Source organism: Pseudomonas sp. JQ170C, assembly GCF_035581345.1.
Lineage (GTDB): Bacteria > Pseudomonadota > Gammaproteobacteria > Pseudomonadales > Pseudomonadaceae > Aquipseudomonas.
Window position 1 is genome coordinate 1,888,914 of the sequence record NZ_CP141608.1, and the last position, 14,522, is coordinate 1,903,435.

At 59.9% G+C, this 14,522-nt stretch carries 12 protein-coding genes; 7 read left to right on the top strand and 5 right to left on the bottom strand.

Translation table 11 applies throughout. From position 1 onward, the window contains the following. On the bottom strand, window positions 1-954 hold the full coding sequence (locus tag U9R80_RS08900; protein WP_324804820.1) for a FecR family protein: 954 nt from the start codon (window positions 952-954) through the stop codon (window positions 1-3). Then, a complete protein-coding gene (locus tag U9R80_RS08905) occupies window positions 951-1,466 on the bottom strand; it encodes a sigma-70 family RNA polymerase sigma factor (RefSeq protein WP_301842663.1) in 516 nt (171 codons plus the stop codon). The genes U9R80_RS08900 and U9R80_RS08905 overlap by 4 nt, the downstream gene beginning before the upstream one ends. A 194-nt stretch (window positions 1,467-1,660) precedes the next feature. Between U9R80_RS08905 and U9R80_RS08910 the strand changes: the two genes are divergently transcribed. The 7 genes from U9R80_RS08910 (at window position 1,661) to U9R80_RS08940 (ending at window position 10,698) form a co-directional block, all read left to right on the top strand. Continuing rightward, window positions 1,661-1,963, top strand: a complete 303-nt coding sequence (locus U9R80_RS08910) for a DUF6388 family protein (RefSeq protein ID WP_301842664.1) — start codon at window positions 1,661-1,663, stop codon at window positions 1,961-1,963. A 266-nt stretch (window positions 1,964-2,229) separates the two neighbouring features. Beyond that, window positions 2,230-3,540, top strand: coding sequence for a trigger factor (tig, locus tag U9R80_RS08915; protein ID WP_301842666.1), 1,311 nt, complete (start codon window positions 2,230-2,232; stop codon window positions 3,538-3,540). Between the two features lie 91 nt (window positions 3,541-3,631). Continuing rightward, on the top strand, window positions 3,632-4,273 hold the full coding sequence (gene clpP, locus U9R80_RS08920) for an ATP-dependent Clp endopeptidase proteolytic subunit ClpP (protein WP_045188693.1): 642 nt from the start codon (window positions 3,632-3,634) through the stop codon (window positions 4,271-4,273). 106 nt (window positions 4,274-4,379) lie between these two features. Then, window positions 4,380-5,663 (top strand): ATP-dependent Clp protease ATP-binding subunit ClpX, encoded by a 1,284-nt coding sequence (gene clpX / locus U9R80_RS08925; protein WP_038613042.1) that lies wholly within the window; start codon window positions 4,380-4,382, stop codon window positions 5,661-5,663. Between the two features lie 150 nt (window positions 5,664-5,813). Continuing rightward, window positions 5,814-8,210, top strand: a complete 2,397-nt coding sequence (gene lon, locus U9R80_RS08930; RefSeq protein WP_301842670.1) for an endopeptidase La — start codon at window positions 5,814-5,816, stop codon at window positions 8,208-8,210. 146 nt (window positions 8,211-8,356) lie between these two features. Then, window positions 8,357-8,629, top strand: coding sequence for an HU family DNA-binding protein (locus tag U9R80_RS08935; RefSeq protein ID WP_010224366.1), 273 nt, complete (start codon window positions 8,357-8,359; stop codon window positions 8,627-8,629). A 197-nt stretch (window positions 8,630-8,826) separates the two neighbouring features. Then, window positions 8,827-10,698: a SurA N-terminal domain-containing protein gene (locus U9R80_RS08940; protein ID WP_301842672.1), complete on the top strand. Its 1,872-nt coding sequence runs from the start codon at window positions 8,827-8,829 to the stop codon at window positions 10,696-10,698. A gap of 119 nt (window positions 10,699-10,817) precedes the next feature. Here the strand turns inward: U9R80_RS08940 and U9R80_RS08945 are convergent, their stop codons facing one another. Genes U9R80_RS08945 through U9R80_RS08955 form a run of 3 tightly spaced genes read right to left on the bottom strand, consistent with a single transcriptional unit; the run spans window position 10,818 to window position 14,521 of the window. Next, window positions 10,818-12,425 (bottom strand): ABC transporter ATP-binding protein, encoded by a 1,608-nt coding sequence (locus U9R80_RS08945; protein WP_301842674.1) that lies wholly within the window; start codon window positions 12,423-12,425, stop codon window positions 10,818-10,820. A gap of 1 nt (window position 12,426) precedes the next feature. Beyond that, on the bottom strand, window positions 12,427-13,446 hold the full coding sequence (locus tag U9R80_RS08950) for an ABC transporter permease (protein ID WP_301842676.1): 1,020 nt from the start codon (window positions 13,444-13,446) through the stop codon (window positions 12,427-12,429). A 1-nt stretch (window position 13,447) separates the two neighbouring features. Beyond that, a complete protein-coding gene (locus U9R80_RS08955) occupies window positions 13,448-14,521 on the bottom strand; it encodes a microcin C ABC transporter permease YejB (RefSeq protein ID WP_301842678.1) in 1,074 nt (357 codons plus the stop codon). Window position 14,522 lies beyond the last annotated feature (1 nt).

Genomic DNA, 14,522 nt, shown 5'->3' on the forward strand with positions numbered 1-14,522 from the left:
TCAGCGGGCGCTCAGGGTGACCCAGTAGTTCGAGCGGCGTTGCACCTGGATCGGCAGGGCATGGCGTAGGGCTTCGAGCACGGCGTCGCTGTCGGACAAGGGGTAGACCCCTGAGATACGCAAGCTGGCTACCTCGTCGGTGCAGCGCAACACGCCGGGGCGATACCGCGCCAGTTGCTGGATAAAGGCATCCAGGCGCAGGTCTTCGGCCACCAGCAGGCCTTTGCTCCAGGCCGGTTCGCTTGCGGCGCGGGCGGGGGCGCTGGCCTGCCGGGAATCCAGGCGGCTGCGTTCCCCGGGGTTCAACCGTAGCGTGGATAAAGGGGCCTGCTGCGGCTGGAGCTCGACGCTGCCTTCAAACAGCGATACCTGGATGCTGTCCTCGAGCTGTTCGACCAGAAAGCGCGTCCCCAGCGCCCGGATGCTGCCTTGGGGAGTTACGACGCTCAAGGGAGCATCTGAATAGCTGGGGAGGTGGCCGCTACGGATCAACAACCGGCCACGGTTGAGTATCAGGCGCCGCTGCTGGTGGGTCAGTTGCACCACCACCTCGGTCTCGGCATCCAGCGTCAACTGGCTACCGTCTACCAGGTGCAGGGTGCGAGGTGCGTGGGCGCCGTTGCTGTAGACCAGGCCTGAGGGCATCTGGCTACGGTAGAGCAATTGCCCGGCACAGCCGAACAGGCCCAGTAGCGCCAGGGCCTTGATCGCGCTGCGACGGCTGCTGCCCTGGCCTTTGGACAGGCTTCGATAGCCGGCCTGGGGGTCCAGCCCGGTCAGGCGGCGACGAAAGGCCTGAATATGCTGCCAGGCGCGCTCGTGTTCGGGGTCGGCCGTGCGCCAGCGGCTGAGCGCTTGCTCCTGCTCGGGGGTGAGCGGGCCGTCCATGGTCTCGGTCAGCCACTGGGCCGCTTCGCGGGTGGTGTGGGCACTGAAAGGCACGGGGGAAGTCATGACAGCTGGGCAAAAAAGCAGTGTTGGTTGGCGCGCACCAGGTACAGCTTTACTGAGCGGGTGCTGACCTGCAGGCGCTGGGCAATCTCGGCGATTTTCAGCCCCTGCAGGTGAGACAGCAGGAATGCCTCGCGGACCTTGAACGGCAGGGCGTCGAGCATGCGGTCGAGCAGGGTCAGGGCTTCAAGGGCCAGGACGCGGACCTCGGGGGAGGGCTCGACGGCCTCGGGCAAGCAGGCCAGCGCCTCGAGATAGGCCTGTTCGACCAGGCGCCGCCGATAGACGTTGGCCATCAAGCGTCGCGCAACCGTCGACAGGAACGAGCGCGGCTCGCGGATCTGGAACAGGTCCTTGGCGCTCAGGATGCTCAGGAACGTGTCTTGGGCAATGTCCGCGGCATGCTCCGGGCAACCGATGCGTTGACGCAGCCAGCGGTGCAGCCAGTGATGGTGGTCCTGGTAGAGCGTTTGCAGGCAGGCGTTGGACGAAGCGGGAGTAGGGTGGGGTTCCATCGTAATGCTATGCCGGTATGGAGCAAAAATGATGGCGCAGTATAACGATTATCATTATCAAGTGATATTGAATTGTGTTTGTCCTGCTGCCAGGGTGAACCGGCTCGTGCGTACTGGTGACAAAGGGCCAAAAGCTGATAGATTTCAGCCGGTTGAGGCCGTGTACAACGGCAATGTGGTTGGAGGACACCCCCATGATTTCAAAAGAACGCCAGACCAGCGCGTTGCAGCGTTTTGCCGAGGCAAATCCGCAATTGCTCGAAGAGATTTCCGGGCTCAGTGCGCATGAGCAGCAACAGCAGATCGAGTGGGCGTTCGAGGATGCCGCCCAGGAGCAGGGGCTTGAGCCTTGGGAGCTGACCTTGCAGCTGATCGCAGGCTCTGCAGATGAGCTCAAGGCCATGCGTCTTGAGGTGCATCGGGAGGTGGCCCAGGCCCTGGGAATGGGTTGGGAAGAGTATTGCAGTATCAACGAGATCGACGAGTCGGCGCCCTGAGCGCCGAATCTGTAGTGTTTTGACACCTATTCATGGCTGTCTGAGACCTGGCATTTTCCGTAAGTTCCGGTAGCGGCCAGGCCTTGGATAGCGGGTCTTGAGGGCCTTCGTGCAAGGTTTTTGCCGAGGGCTGTATATGAAATGGACCGGCGTGCTTTCCCGTCGTCTTGAACGGGGTGACTTCTGGTCTTTGAGCCACTAGAATGCTTGCCCTTGATTCTGGAGTCGGGTATCGCCGGCTAACGTCTGTGCAACGAGGAATATCCATGCAAGTTTCTGTTGAAAATACTTCTGCTCTCGAGCGTCGCATGACCATCGCCGTTCCGGCCGAGCGCGTCGAGACCGAAGTCAACAAGCGTCTGCAACAGACTGCCCGTCGCGCCAAGGTTCCGGGCTTCCGTCCTGGCAAAGTGCCGATGAGCGTGATCCGTCAGCGCTACGAAGACGCCGCTCGCCAGGAAGCCTTCGGTGACCTGGTTCAGGCTTCCTTCTACGAAGCTGTGGTTGAGCAGAAGCTGAACCCGGCTGGCGCCCCTGCCGTCGAGCCTAAGTCGTTCGAGAAGGGCAAGGACCTGGAATACGTCGCCATCTTCGAAGTATTCCCTGAGTTCACCGTTGCCGGTTTCGACTCGATCGCCGTCGAGCGCCTGAGCGCCGAAGTGGCTGATGCCGACCTGGACAACATGCTGGAAGTCCTGCGCAAGCAGAACGTCCGTTTTGAAGCCGCCGACCGTGCTGCCCAGAACGAAGACCAGCTGAACATCGACTTCGTCGGCAAGGTCGACGGTGAAGTGTTCGCCGGTGGTTCGGCCAAGGGTACCCAGCTGGTACTGGGTTCGGGCCGCATGATCCCAGGCTTCGAAGAAGGTCTGGTAGGCGCCAAGGCCGGTGAAGAACGCGTTCTGAACCTGACCTTCCCTGAGGACTACCAGAACCTGGACCTGGCTGGCAAAGCCGCCGAGTTCACCGTTACCGTCAACAGCGTTTCCGAGCCTAAGCTGCCTGAGCTGACCGAAGAATTCTTCGCCCAGTTCGGCATCAAGGAAGCGACCCTGGAAGGTTTCCGCACCGAAGTTCGCAAGAACATGGAGCGTGAACTGCGTCAGGCCATCAAGACCAAGGTCAAGAACCAGGTAATGGACGGCCTGCTGGCTGCCAACCCGATCGAAGTGCCTAAGGCCCTGCTGGAAAATGAAGTCAACCGCCTGCGCGTTCAAGCTGTTCAGCAGTTTGGTGGCAACATCAAGCCTGAGCAACTGCCGGCCGAACTGTTCGAAGAACAAGCCAAGCGCCGCGTCGTACTGGGCCTGATCGTTGCAGAAGTGGTCAAGCAGAACGAACTGAAGCCAGACGAAGACCGCGTTCGCGAAATGATCCAGGAAATGGCTTCGGCCTACCAGGAGCCTGAGCAGGTCGTAGCTTGGTACTACAAGAACGACCAGCAACTGAACGAAGTCCGTTCGGTTGTGCTGGAAGAACAAGTTGTGGATACTGTTCTGCAGAAAGCGACTGTGACCGACAAATCGGTCTCGTACGAAGAAGCTATCAAGCCAGTGCAGGCTCCTGCCGCTGACTGATTTCCTTCTCTCGTAGGAAAACACCACAAGCCAGCCTTCGAGCTGGCTTGTGCGTATTCAAGACATGACTATTTGGGAGTGAGTGCAGGACATGTCCCGCAATTCTTATTATCAGCAGAGCTCTGACATCCAGGCCGCAGGCGGCCTGGTCCCGATGGTTATCGAGCAATCCGCTCGTGGCGAACGCGCCTATGACATCTACTCGCGCCTCTTGAAGGAGCGGGTGATCTTTCTGGTCGGCCCGGTAGAGGACTACATGGCCAACCTGATTGCAGCGCAACTGCTGTTCCTTGAAGCGGAAAACCCGGACAAGGATATCCATCTCTACATCAACTCGCCGGGCGGTTCGGTGACTGCGGGCATGTCGATCTACGACACCATGCAGTTCATCAAGCCTGACGTCTCCACCACCTGTATCGGTCAGGCGTGCTCCATGGGCGCCTTCCTGCTCGCCGCCGGTGCCAAGGGCAAGCGTCATTGCCTGCCTAACTCGCGGGTGATGATTCACCAGCCGCTGGGTGGTTTCCAGGGTCAGGCGACGGATATCGAGATCCACGCCAAGGAAATCCTCTCCATCAAATCGCGCTTGAACGAGTTGCTGGCCTACCACACAGGTCAGGAGTTGGAAACCATCAAGCGTGACACCGAACGCGATAACTTCATGAGCGCGCAGCGTGCCGCCGAGTACGGTCTGATCGACTCGGTACACGACAAGCGGCAAATGGCTGTCTGACAAGGCGCCAAAGCAGGTGGTTGGGCCTTCCCGCCACCTGCGGACTTGAAAAAGCCCGCAATTGCCTTCATCTTGTGTTGCAAGCCTACCGGATTGGATCGATCGAATGACTGACACCCGTAACGGCGAGGACAACGGCAAATTGCTCTATTGCTCCTTCTGCGGCAAAAGCCAGCACGAAGTGCGCAAGTTGATTGCCGGCCCCTCGGTATTTATCTGCGACGAGTGCGTCGACCTGTGCAACGACATCATCCGTGAGGAGGTGCAGGAAGCCCAGGCCGAAAGCAGCGCGCATAAACTGCCTTCGCCGAAAGAAATCAGCACCATCCTGGACCAGTACGTCATTGGTCAGGAGCGTGCGAAGAAGGTGCTGGCCGTAGCGGTGTACAACCACTACAAGCGCCTGAATCAACGCGACAAGAAGAACGACGACGTCGAGCTTGGCAAGAGTAACATCCTGCTGATCGGCCCGACGGGCTCGGGTAAGACCCTGCTCGCCGAAACCCTCGCGCGTCTGTTGAATGTACCGTTCACCATCGCCGATGCCACCACCCTGACCGAAGCTGGTTATGTGGGTGAGGACGTCGAGAACATCATTCAGAAACTGCTGCAAAAGTGCGACTACGACGTGGAAAAGGCCCAGATGGGCATTGTCTACATCGACGAAATCGACAAGATTTCGCGCAAGTCGGACAACCCGTCCATTACCCGTGACGTCTCGGGTGAGGGCGTGCAGCAGGCGCTGCTCAAGCTGATCGAAGGCACGGTTGCCTCGGTACCGCCGCAAGGTGGCCGCAAGCATCCGCAGCAGGAATTCCTGCAGGTCGATACGCGTAACATCCTGTTCATCTGTGGTGGTGCGTTCTCGGGCCTGGAAAAGGTCATCCAGAACCGTTCCACGCGCGGCGGCATTGGCTTTGGTGCCGAAGTGCGCAGCAAGCAGGAAGGCAAGAAAGTTGGCGAATCGCTGCGTGAAGTCGAGCCTGACGATCTGGTCAAGTTCGGTCTGATCCCGGAATTCGTCGGTCGTCTGCCGGTGCTGGCAACCCTCGACGAGCTCGACGAAGCTGCCTTGATGCAGATTCTCACCGAGCCGAAGAACGCCCTCACCAAGCAGTACGCCAAGCTGTTCGAGATGGAAGGTGTGGACCTGGAGTTCCGTAGTGATGCGCTCAAGTCCGTGGCCCGCAAGGCCCTGGAGCGCAAAACAGGTGCTCGTGGCCTGCGCTCGATCCTCGAAGGCATCCTGCTCGACACCATGTACGAGATTCCTTCGCAGAAGGATGTCAGCAAGGTGGTGATCGACGAGAGCGTCATCGAAGGCTCTTCGCAGCCGCTGCTGATCTATGAGAACAGCGAGCCGCAAGCCAAAGCTGCACCCGACGTCTGAGTCGCCAAACGGCTCGAAACTGCAAGGGGCCTTCGGGCCCCTTTGCTTTTCCTGTCGTGGAGCTTGTTTTTTTGCGGGCCTGCCCCCACATTAACTTCACGCTCAAATTCCACCGGTTTCCGGCCATAAGGCCGCTGTAGAGGCGAAATCATGAAGACCACCCTCGACTTGCCTCTTTTGCCATTGCGCGATGTCGTCGTCTATCCGCACATGGTTATCCCACTGTTCGTGGGTCGCGAGAAGTCCATCGAAGCCCTCGAGGCCGCAATGACGGGCGAAAAGCAGATCCTCCTGCTGGCCCAGAAGAACCCCGCTGACGACGATCCAGGCGAAGACGCCCTGTACCGTGTCGGTACCATTGCTACTGTCCTGCAACTGCTCAAACTGCCCGATGGCACCGTCAAGGTGCTGGTCGAGGGTGAGCAGCGCGGTGCTGTTGAGCGTTTCAATGAAGTCGACGGCCATATCCGTGCCGAAGTCTCGCTGATCGACGAGTCGCAGACCGCCGAACGCGAGTCTGAAGTCTTCGTCCGCAGCTTGTTGTCACAATTTGAACAATACGTTCAGCTGGGCAAAAAGGTCCCGGCTGAAGTCCTGTCGTCGCTCAACAGCATCGATGAGCCAGGGCGCCTGGTCGACACCATGGCCGCGCACATGGCCCTGAAGATCGAGCAGAAGCAGGAAATTCTAGAAATTCTCGACCTGCCGACCCGTGTCGAGCATGTCATGGCCTTGCTGGATGCTGAAATCGACCTGCTGCAGGTCGAGAAGCGCATCCGCGGTCGCGTCAAGAAGCAGATGGAGCGCAGCCAGCGCGAGTACTACCTGAATGAGCAGATGAAGGCCATTCAGAAAGAGCTGGGCGATAGCGAAGAAGGTCACAACGAAGTCGAAGAGCTGAAAAAGCGCCTCGACGCCGCTGGCCTGCCCAAGGACGCCTATGCCAAGGCCCAGGCCGAGCTGAACAAACTCAAGCAGATGTCGCCGATGTCTGCCGAAGCCACCGTGGTGCGCTCCTACCTGGACTGGCTGGTGCAGGTGCCGTGGAAAGCCCAGAGCAAGGTGCGCCTGGACCTGGCCAAGGCTGAAGAAATCCTCGACGCTGACCATTACGGTCTGGAAGAGGTCAAGGAACGTATCCTTGAGTACCTCGCCGTACAGAAGCGCGTGAAGAAAATTCGCGGTCCCGTGCTGTGCCTGGTAGGGCCGCCTGGCGTCGGTAAAACGTCCCTGGCCGAGTCGATTGCCAGCGCCACCAACCGCAAGTTCGTGCGCATGGCCTTGGGCGGTGTGCGTGATGAAGCTGAGATTCGTGGCCACCGTCGTACTTATATCGGTTCGATGCCGGGTCGTCTGATTCAGAAGATGACCAAGGTGGGCGTACGCAACCCGCTGTTCTTGCTCGACGAAATCGACAAGATGGGCAGCGACATGCGTGGCGATCCGGCCTCGGCGCTGCTTGAGGTGCTCGACCCAGAGCAGAACCACAACTTCAACGATCACTACCTGGAAGTCGACTACGACCTTTCCGATGTGATGTTCCTCTGCACCTCCAACTCGATGAACATTCCGCCAGCGCTGCTGGACCGGATGGAAGTCATTCGCCTGCCGGGTTACACCGAAGACGAAAAGATCAACATTGCGGTCAAGTACCTGACGCCCAAACAGATCAAGGCCAACGGCCTGAAGAAGGGCGAGCTGGAAGTCGATGTGACCGCCATCCGCGACATCATCCGCTACTACACCCGTGAAGCCGGTGTGAGGGGCCTGGAGCGCCAGATCGCCAAGGTCTGCCGTAAAGTGGTCAAGGAGCATGCCGGCCTCAAGCAAGTGGCAGTCAAGGTCACCGGTGAGCAACTGGAGCACTACCTCGGGGTGCGCAAGTTCCGTTACGGCCTGGCCGAGCAGCAAGACCAGGTCGGCCAGGTCACAGGCCTTGCCTGGACCCAGGTCGGTGGTGAGTTGCTGACCATCGAAGCGGCCGTGATTCCGGGCAAGGGTCAATTGATCAAGACCGGCTCTCTGGGCGATGTGATGGTCGAGTCGATCACCGCCGCGCAGACTGTGGTGCGCAGCCGGGCGAAAAGCCTGGGCATTCCTGCCGATTTCCACGAGAAGCGTGACACCCATATCCACATGCCCGAAGGCGCCACGCCCAAGGATGGTCCAAGTGCCGGTATCGGCATGTGTACTGCCCTGGTTTCGGCCCTGACGCAGATTCCGGTACGGGCCGATGTGGCCATGACCGGTGAAATTACTCTGCGTGGACAGGTGCTGGCTATTGGTGGTCTTAAAGAGAAATTGCTGGCGGCACACCGCGGTGGAATCAAGACCGTGATCATTCCTGAAGAGAATGTGCGTGATCTGAAGGAAATTCCTGAGAATATTAAGCAGGATCTACAGATTAAACCGGTCAAATGGATTGACGAAGTCCTCCAAATTGCGCTGCAATACGCCCCGGAGCCCTTGCCAGATGTGGCTCCCGAGATTGTCGCCAAGGATGAAAAGCGCGACAGCGATTCCAAGGAAAGAATTAGCACGCATTAGTACGTATTCGGCTGGGGGGCTTTCTTGACAGTATTTTCAGGCCCTTGTTATAAAGCGGCACATAAGTGTCAACAGGCCACCCAGCGCTCGTTAAGCTTTTCATTACATACTTAGAAACAAACTCAATAGAGATAAGGGGACTTAGAGTGAACAAGTCGGAACTGATTGACGCTATCGCCGCATCTGCTGATATTTCGAAAGCTAGCGCCGGTAAGGCGCTGGACGCAGTAATCGAATCCGTCACCGGCGCCCTGAAGGCAGGTGATTCCGTGGTACTGGTAGGTTTCGGTACCTTCTCCGTCACCGATCGCCCAGCTCGCACCGGCCGCAACCCGCAAACCGGCAAGACTCTGGAAATCCCTGCTGCCAAGAAGCCAGGCTTCAAGGCTGGCAAGGCACTGAAAGAAGCCGTCAACTAAGTCGCTTCCTTCAGGCTTACGCCTAACCGGGCCAGGCACCTTGCCTGGCTTGGCTGCTGAACATCAGGACGCGCCCAAAGGCACCTGATGTTTAGCTGGTTACGAGAAGGCGCATCCTCGGATGCGCCTTTCTTCTATCAGGACTCTACCCACGCTCCACGGTTGTTTTATTCAGTACAACCGTTTCTGGGGGACGCATGCTGCAGAATATCAGGGACAATTCACAAGGTTGGATTGCCAAGACCATCATCGGTGTCATCGTAGCCTTGATGGCGCTGACCGGCTTCGATGCCATCTTCCAGGCCACCACCAACAGCCAGGATGCTGCCAAGGTCAATGGGGACACCATCAGCCAGAATGAGCTGAGCCAGGCCGTCGACATGCAACGTCGGCAGCTGATGCAACAGCTGGGCCGGGATTTCGATCCGGCGCTGCTCGACGAGAAGCTGCTGCGCGAAGCCGCACTCAAGGGGCTGATCGACCGCAAGTTGCTGCTCCAGGGCGCCAAAGACGCCAAGTTTGCTTTCTCCGAAGCCGCACTCGACCAACTGATCCTGCAAACGCCTGAGTTCCAGGTAGACGGCAAGTTCAGCGCCGAGCGTTTCGACCAGGTCATTCGCCAGATGGGCTACGGCCGTCTGCAGTTCCGCGAAATGCTGGCCCAGGAAATGCTCATCGGCCAACTGCGTGCAGGCGTCGCCGGCAGCGGTTTTGTCACCGATGACGAGGTCAATGCCTTTGCTCGCCTTGAAAAGCAGACCCGTGATTTCGCTTCGCTGACCTTCAAGGCCGATCCAGCCGCAGTCAAGGTCACCGACGAGCAGATCAAGGCGCACTACGATCAGCACGCCAAGGAATTCATGAGCCCTGATCAGGTCGTCATCGACTACATAGAGCTGAAGAAGTCTGCATTCTTCGATCAGGTCAAAGTTGACGAAGACGCGCTCAAGGCGCTGTACGAGAAAGAGATCGCCAACCTTGCCGAGCAGCGCCATGCCGCTCACATCCTCATCGAAGTCAATGACAAGGTGAACGATGCCCAGGCCAAGGCAAAAGCTGAAGAAATCCAGCAGCGCCTGGCCAAGGGTGAAGACTTCGCCACGCTGGCCAAGGAACTCTCCCAGGACCCGGGTTCGGCCAACAGCGGTGGTGACCTCGGTTTCGCCGGTCAGGGCGTCTACGATCCTGCCTTTGAAGAAGCGCTGTACGCGCTGAACAAGGATCAGGTCTCGGCACCGGTGCGTACCGAATATGGCTACCACCTGATCAAGCTGCTCGACGTTCAGGCGCCTGAAGTGCCGACCTTCGCCAGCCTGAAAGACAAGCTGACTCGCGAACTCAAGACCCAGCAGGTCGAACAGCGTTTTGTCGAAGTGACCAAGCAGCTCGAAGACGCCGCGTTTGAAGCTTCCGACCTGGCTCAGCCGGCTCAGGAGCTAAACCTGAAAGTGCAAACCGCACCAGCGTTCGGTCGTGAAGGCGGCGAAGGCATCACTGCCAACCGTGCCGTGATCCAGGCCGCGTTCAGCACTGAAGTACTGGAAGAGGGTGCCAACAGCACCGCTATCGAGCTGGACCCGGAAACGATTGTCGTGCTGCGCGTCAAGGAGCACCGCAAGCCGGAGCAACTGAGCCTGGACGTGGTGTCCGACAGCATTCGCAAGCACTTGGCCCAGGAGCAGGCAACCGCCGCGGTGAAAGCCAAGGCTGACGCACTGATCGCAGGCCTGCGTGACGGCAGCATCCCGCTGGCCGCTACCCAGGAAGGCCAGAGCTGGAAGGTCCAGGAAGCGGTCTCGCGCAGCCAGGAAGGTATTGATCCGGTCGAGCTGCAGGCACTGTTCCGCATGGGCAAGCCTGAAGCCAAGGAAAAGCCCGTCTACAGCAGCGTTACGCTCAAGGATGGCAGCCTGGTGGTATTGCGTCTGAACGGCGTGAACGAAGGTGCTGCAGCCACTGAAGAAGAGAAGGTGAATTATCGCCAGTACCTCGCTTCCCGTGCTGGCCAGCAAGACTTCGCCGCGTACCGCAAGCAGTTGGAAGCCAAGGCAGACATCACTCGCTACTGAGGACTGTCGCTTTAAACAGAAAAGGCCGCGCAAGCGGCCTTTTTTGTTTCTGCAGGAGGCGAGCTGGCCTCGCGATGGACAGGCCGGATGCCTCCGATTATCGCGGGGCAAGCCCGCTCCTACCGTGGCGTCGGCGCCAGGAAAGCAGCCTCCAGGAGCTGCCGGGTATAGGTGTGTTGCGGGGCGGCAAAGATGTCTGCCGCCGCGCCTTGCTCCACCACCTTGCCTTGCTTGACCACCATCAGTTGATGACTCAGTGCCTTGACCACCGCCAGGTCGTGGCTGATGAACAAGTAGGTCAGGTTGTACTTGGTCTGCAATGAGCGCAGCAGCTCGACCACCTGGCGCTGCACGGTACGGTCCAGCGCCGAAGTGGGCTCGTCGAGCAGGATCAGTGCCGGCTTGAGTACCAGTGCCCGGGCAATGGCGATGCGCTGGCGCTGGCCGCCGGAGAACTCGTGGGGATAACGGTGGCGGGCCTGGGGGTCGAGCCCCACTTCATGCAGGGCGGCAATAATGGCCTGTTCCTGCTCCGCCGCAGTGCCGATGCGATGGATGCGCAGCCCTTCGCCAACAATGTCGCTGACGCACATGCGCGGGCTGAGGCTACCGAACGGGTCCTGGAAAACCACCTGCATCTGCCGCCGTAGCGGCCGCACTTGCTGCTGGCTCAGGCCTTGGAGCGCGGTGCCCTGGAAGCGGATGTCGCCCTGGCTGCCAAGCAGGCGAAGGATGGCCAGGCCGAGGGTGGACTTGCCTGAGCCGCTTTCGCCCACGATCCCCAGGGTTTGGCCCTGGGGCAGGCTGAAGTTGATGCCATCGACCGCCTTGACGTGATCGACCGTGCGCCGCAACAGGCCTTTCTTGATCGGAAACCACACGCGCAGGTCGTTGACTTCCAGCATGGGTTTGCCGGCGGGGTTGTCGGCCGGGCCACCGCTGGGCTCGGCGCCGAGCAGCATCTGCGTGTAGGCGTGCTTCGGGCTTTTGAACAAGGTAGCGCAGTCGGCTTGCTCGACGATGCAGCCGCGCTGCATGACGCAGACCCGATGGGCAACGCGCTTGACCAGGTTGAGGTCATGGCTGATCAGCAGCAGGGCCATCCCCAGGCGCGCTTGGAGCGACTTGAGCAGTTCGAGGATCTTCAGCTGGACGGTCACGTCCAGGGCGGTGGTCGGTTCGTCGGCGATCAGCAGCTCAGGTTCGTTGGCCAGGGCCATGGCGATCATGACACGCTGGCGCTGGCCGCCTGAGAGCTCGTGTGGCAGGGCTTTGAGGCGTTTGTGTGGCTCAGGGATGCCTACCAGGTCAAGCAGCTCCAGGGTGCGCTCAGTGGCCGCCTTGCCACGCAGGCCCTTGTGCAGCAGCAGGATCTCGTTGATCTGCTTCTCGATGTTGTGCAGCGGGTTCAGCGAGGTCATCGGCTCCTGGAAGATCATCGCGATGCGGTTGCCACGAATGCGGCGCATCTGTTTTTCGTCCAGGGTCAGTAAGTCCTTGCCTTCGTAATGAATGCTGCCGGACGGGTGCCGGGCCAGGGGGTAGGGCAGCAGGCGCAGGATCGAGTGGGCAGTGACCGACTTGCCCGAGCCGCTCTCGCCGACCAGGGCCAGGGTCTCGCCGCGGCGAATGTCGAAGCTGATGCCTTCGACCACGCGCTGGACCTGCTCGCCGGTCACGAACTCGACGGCCAGGTCGCGCACTTCGATCAAGGTTTCGTTGCTCATGTCATTTCCTCGGGTCGAAGGCGTCGCGGGCAGACTCGCCGATGAACACCAGCAAGCTGAGCATCAGGGCCAGCACGGCAAAGGCGCTGATGCCCAGCCAGGGTGCCTGGAGGTTGGACTTGCCCTGGGCGACCAGCTCACCCAGGGACGGTGCGCCAGGTGGCAGGCCAAAGCCAAGGAAGTCCAGGGCAGTCAAGGTGCCGATGGCGCCGGTGAGGATGAACGGCATGAAGGTCATGGTCGAGATCATGGCGTTGGGCAGGATGTGGCGGAACATGATCGGCCCATCCTGCATGCCCAGGGCGCGTGCGGCGCGCACGTATTCAAGATTGCGCCCGCGCAGGAACTCGGCGCGTACCACGTCCACCAGGCTCATCCAGGAGAACAGCAGCATGATGCCCAGCAACCACCAGAAGTTGGGCTGGACGAAGCTTGCGAGGATGATCAGCAGGTACAGCACCGGCAAGCCGGACCAGATCTCCAGGAAGCGCTGCCCGGCCAGGTCCACCCAGCCGCCGTAGAATCCCTGCAGCGCGCCGGCAAGCACGCCGATGATCGAGCTGAGGATGGTCAGGGTCAGGGCGAACAGCACCGAGATGCGAAAGCCGTAGATCACCCGCGCCAGCACGTCGCGGCCCTGATCGTCGGTGCCCAGCCAGTTCTGCGCCGAAGGCGGTGCGGGGGCAGGGACCTTGAGGTCGTAGTTGATGCTCTGGTAGCTGAACGGGATCGGTGCCCACAGGACCCAGCTGTCCTTGGCGGCCAGCAGTTCGCGGATATAGGGGCTCTTGTAGTTGGCTTCCAGGGGGAACTCACCGCCGAAGGTGGTTTCCGGGTAGCGCTTGAGTGCTGGGAAATACCACTCACCGTCATAGCGAACGGCAAGCGGTTTGTCGTTGGCGATCAACTCGGCGCCCAGGCTCAGGCCGAACAGGATCAGGAACAGCCACAGTGACCACCAGCCGCGGCGGTTGGCCTTGAAGCGCTCGAAGCGCCGCCGATTGAGAGGGGACAGGTTCATCTCAGTTCTCCCGGCTGGCGAAGTCGATGCGTGGATCGACCAGGGTGTAGGTCAGGTCGCCGATCAGCTTCACCACCAGCCCCAGCAGGGTGAAGATGAACAAAGTGCCGAAGACCACCGGGTAGTCGCGGTTGATGGCTGCCTCGAAGCTCATCAGGCCCAGGCCGTCGAGGGAGAAGATCACCTCGATCAGCAGGGAGCCGGTAAAGAAGATGCCAATGAAGGCCGAAGGGAAACCGGCGATCACCAACAGCATGGCGTTGCGAAACACATGACCGTAGAGCACCCGGTTCGGGCTCAGCCCCTTGGCCTTGGCAGTGACCACGTATTGCTTGTTGATCTCGTCGAGGAAGCTGTTCTTGGTCAGCAAGGTCATGGTGGCGAAGTTGCCGATCACCAGGGCTGTCACCGGGAGGACCAGGTGCCAGAAGTAGTCGAAGATCTTGCCGGTGGTGCTCAGTTCATCGAAGTTGTTAGAGGTCAGGCCGCGCAAGGGGAACCAGTCGAGGTAACTGCCGCCGGCGAACAGCACGATCAGCAGGATCGCGAACAGGAACGCCGGGATGGCATAGCCGATGATGATTGCCGAGCTGGTCCAGACGTCGAAGTGGCTGCCGTGGCGGGTGGCCTTGGCGATCCCCAGGGGAATCGAGACCAGGTACATGATCAGGGTGCTCCACAGCCCCAGGGAAATCGACACCGGCATTTTCTCGATGATCAGGTCGATGACCTTGGCATCGCGGAAAAAGCTGTCGCCAAAGTCCAGCCGGGCGTAGTTCTTGATCATGATCCACAAGCGTTCCGGCGCCGACTTGTCGAAGCCGTACATTTTTTCGATTTCCTTGATCAGGGCCGGGTCCAGTCCCTGGGCGCCCCGATAGTTGGAACCCGCTACCGACACTTCGGCACCGCTGCCGGCGATGCGGCTGGTGGCGCCCTCGAAGCCCTCAAGTTTGGCGATCATCTGCTCGACCGGACCACCCGGGGCGGCCTGGATAATCACGAAGTTGATGACCAGGATGCCCAGCAGCGTCGGGATGATCAGCAGCAAGCGGCGAAAGATATAGGCCAGCATC

Excerpts from the sequence above, each read along its gene's own strand:
- U9R80_RS08900 (WP_324804820.1), bottom strand. The coding sequence starts at position 954 with ATGACTTCCCCCGTGCCTTTCAGTGCCCACACCACCCGCGAAGCGGCC.
- U9R80_RS08905 (WP_301842663.1), bottom strand. The coding sequence starts at position 1,466 with ATGGAACCCCACCCTACTCCCGCTTCGTCCAACGCCTGCCTGCAAACG.
- U9R80_RS08910 (WP_301842664.1), top strand. The coding sequence starts at position 1,661 with ATGATTTCAAAAGAACGCCAGACCAGCGCGTTGCAGCGTTTTGCCGAG.
- tig (WP_301842666.1), top strand. The coding sequence starts at position 2,230 with ATGCAAGTTTCTGTTGAAAATACTTCTGCTCTCGAGCGTCGCATGACC.
- clpP (WP_045188693.1), top strand. The coding sequence starts at position 3,632 with ATGTCCCGCAATTCTTATTATCAGCAGAGCTCTGACATCCAGGCCGCA.
- clpX (WP_038613042.1), top strand. The coding sequence starts at position 4,380 with ATGACTGACACCCGTAACGGCGAGGACAACGGCAAATTGCTCTATTGC.
- lon (WP_301842670.1), top strand. The coding sequence starts at position 5,814 with ATGAAGACCACCCTCGACTTGCCTCTTTTGCCATTGCGCGATGTCGTC.
- U9R80_RS08940 (WP_301842672.1), top strand. The coding sequence starts at position 8,827 with ATGCTGCAGAATATCAGGGACAATTCACAAGGTTGGATTGCCAAGACC.
- U9R80_RS08945 (WP_301842674.1), bottom strand. The coding sequence starts at position 12,425 with ATGAGCAACGAAACCTTGATCGAAGTGCGCGACCTGGCCGTCGAGTTC.
- U9R80_RS08950 (WP_301842676.1), bottom strand. The coding sequence starts at position 13,446 with ATGAACCTGTCCCCTCTCAATCGGCGGCGCTTCGAGCGCTTCAAGGCC.
- U9R80_RS08955 (WP_301842678.1), bottom strand. The coding sequence starts at position 14,521 with ATGCTGGCCTATATCTTTCGCCGCTTGCTGCTGATCATCCCGACGCTG.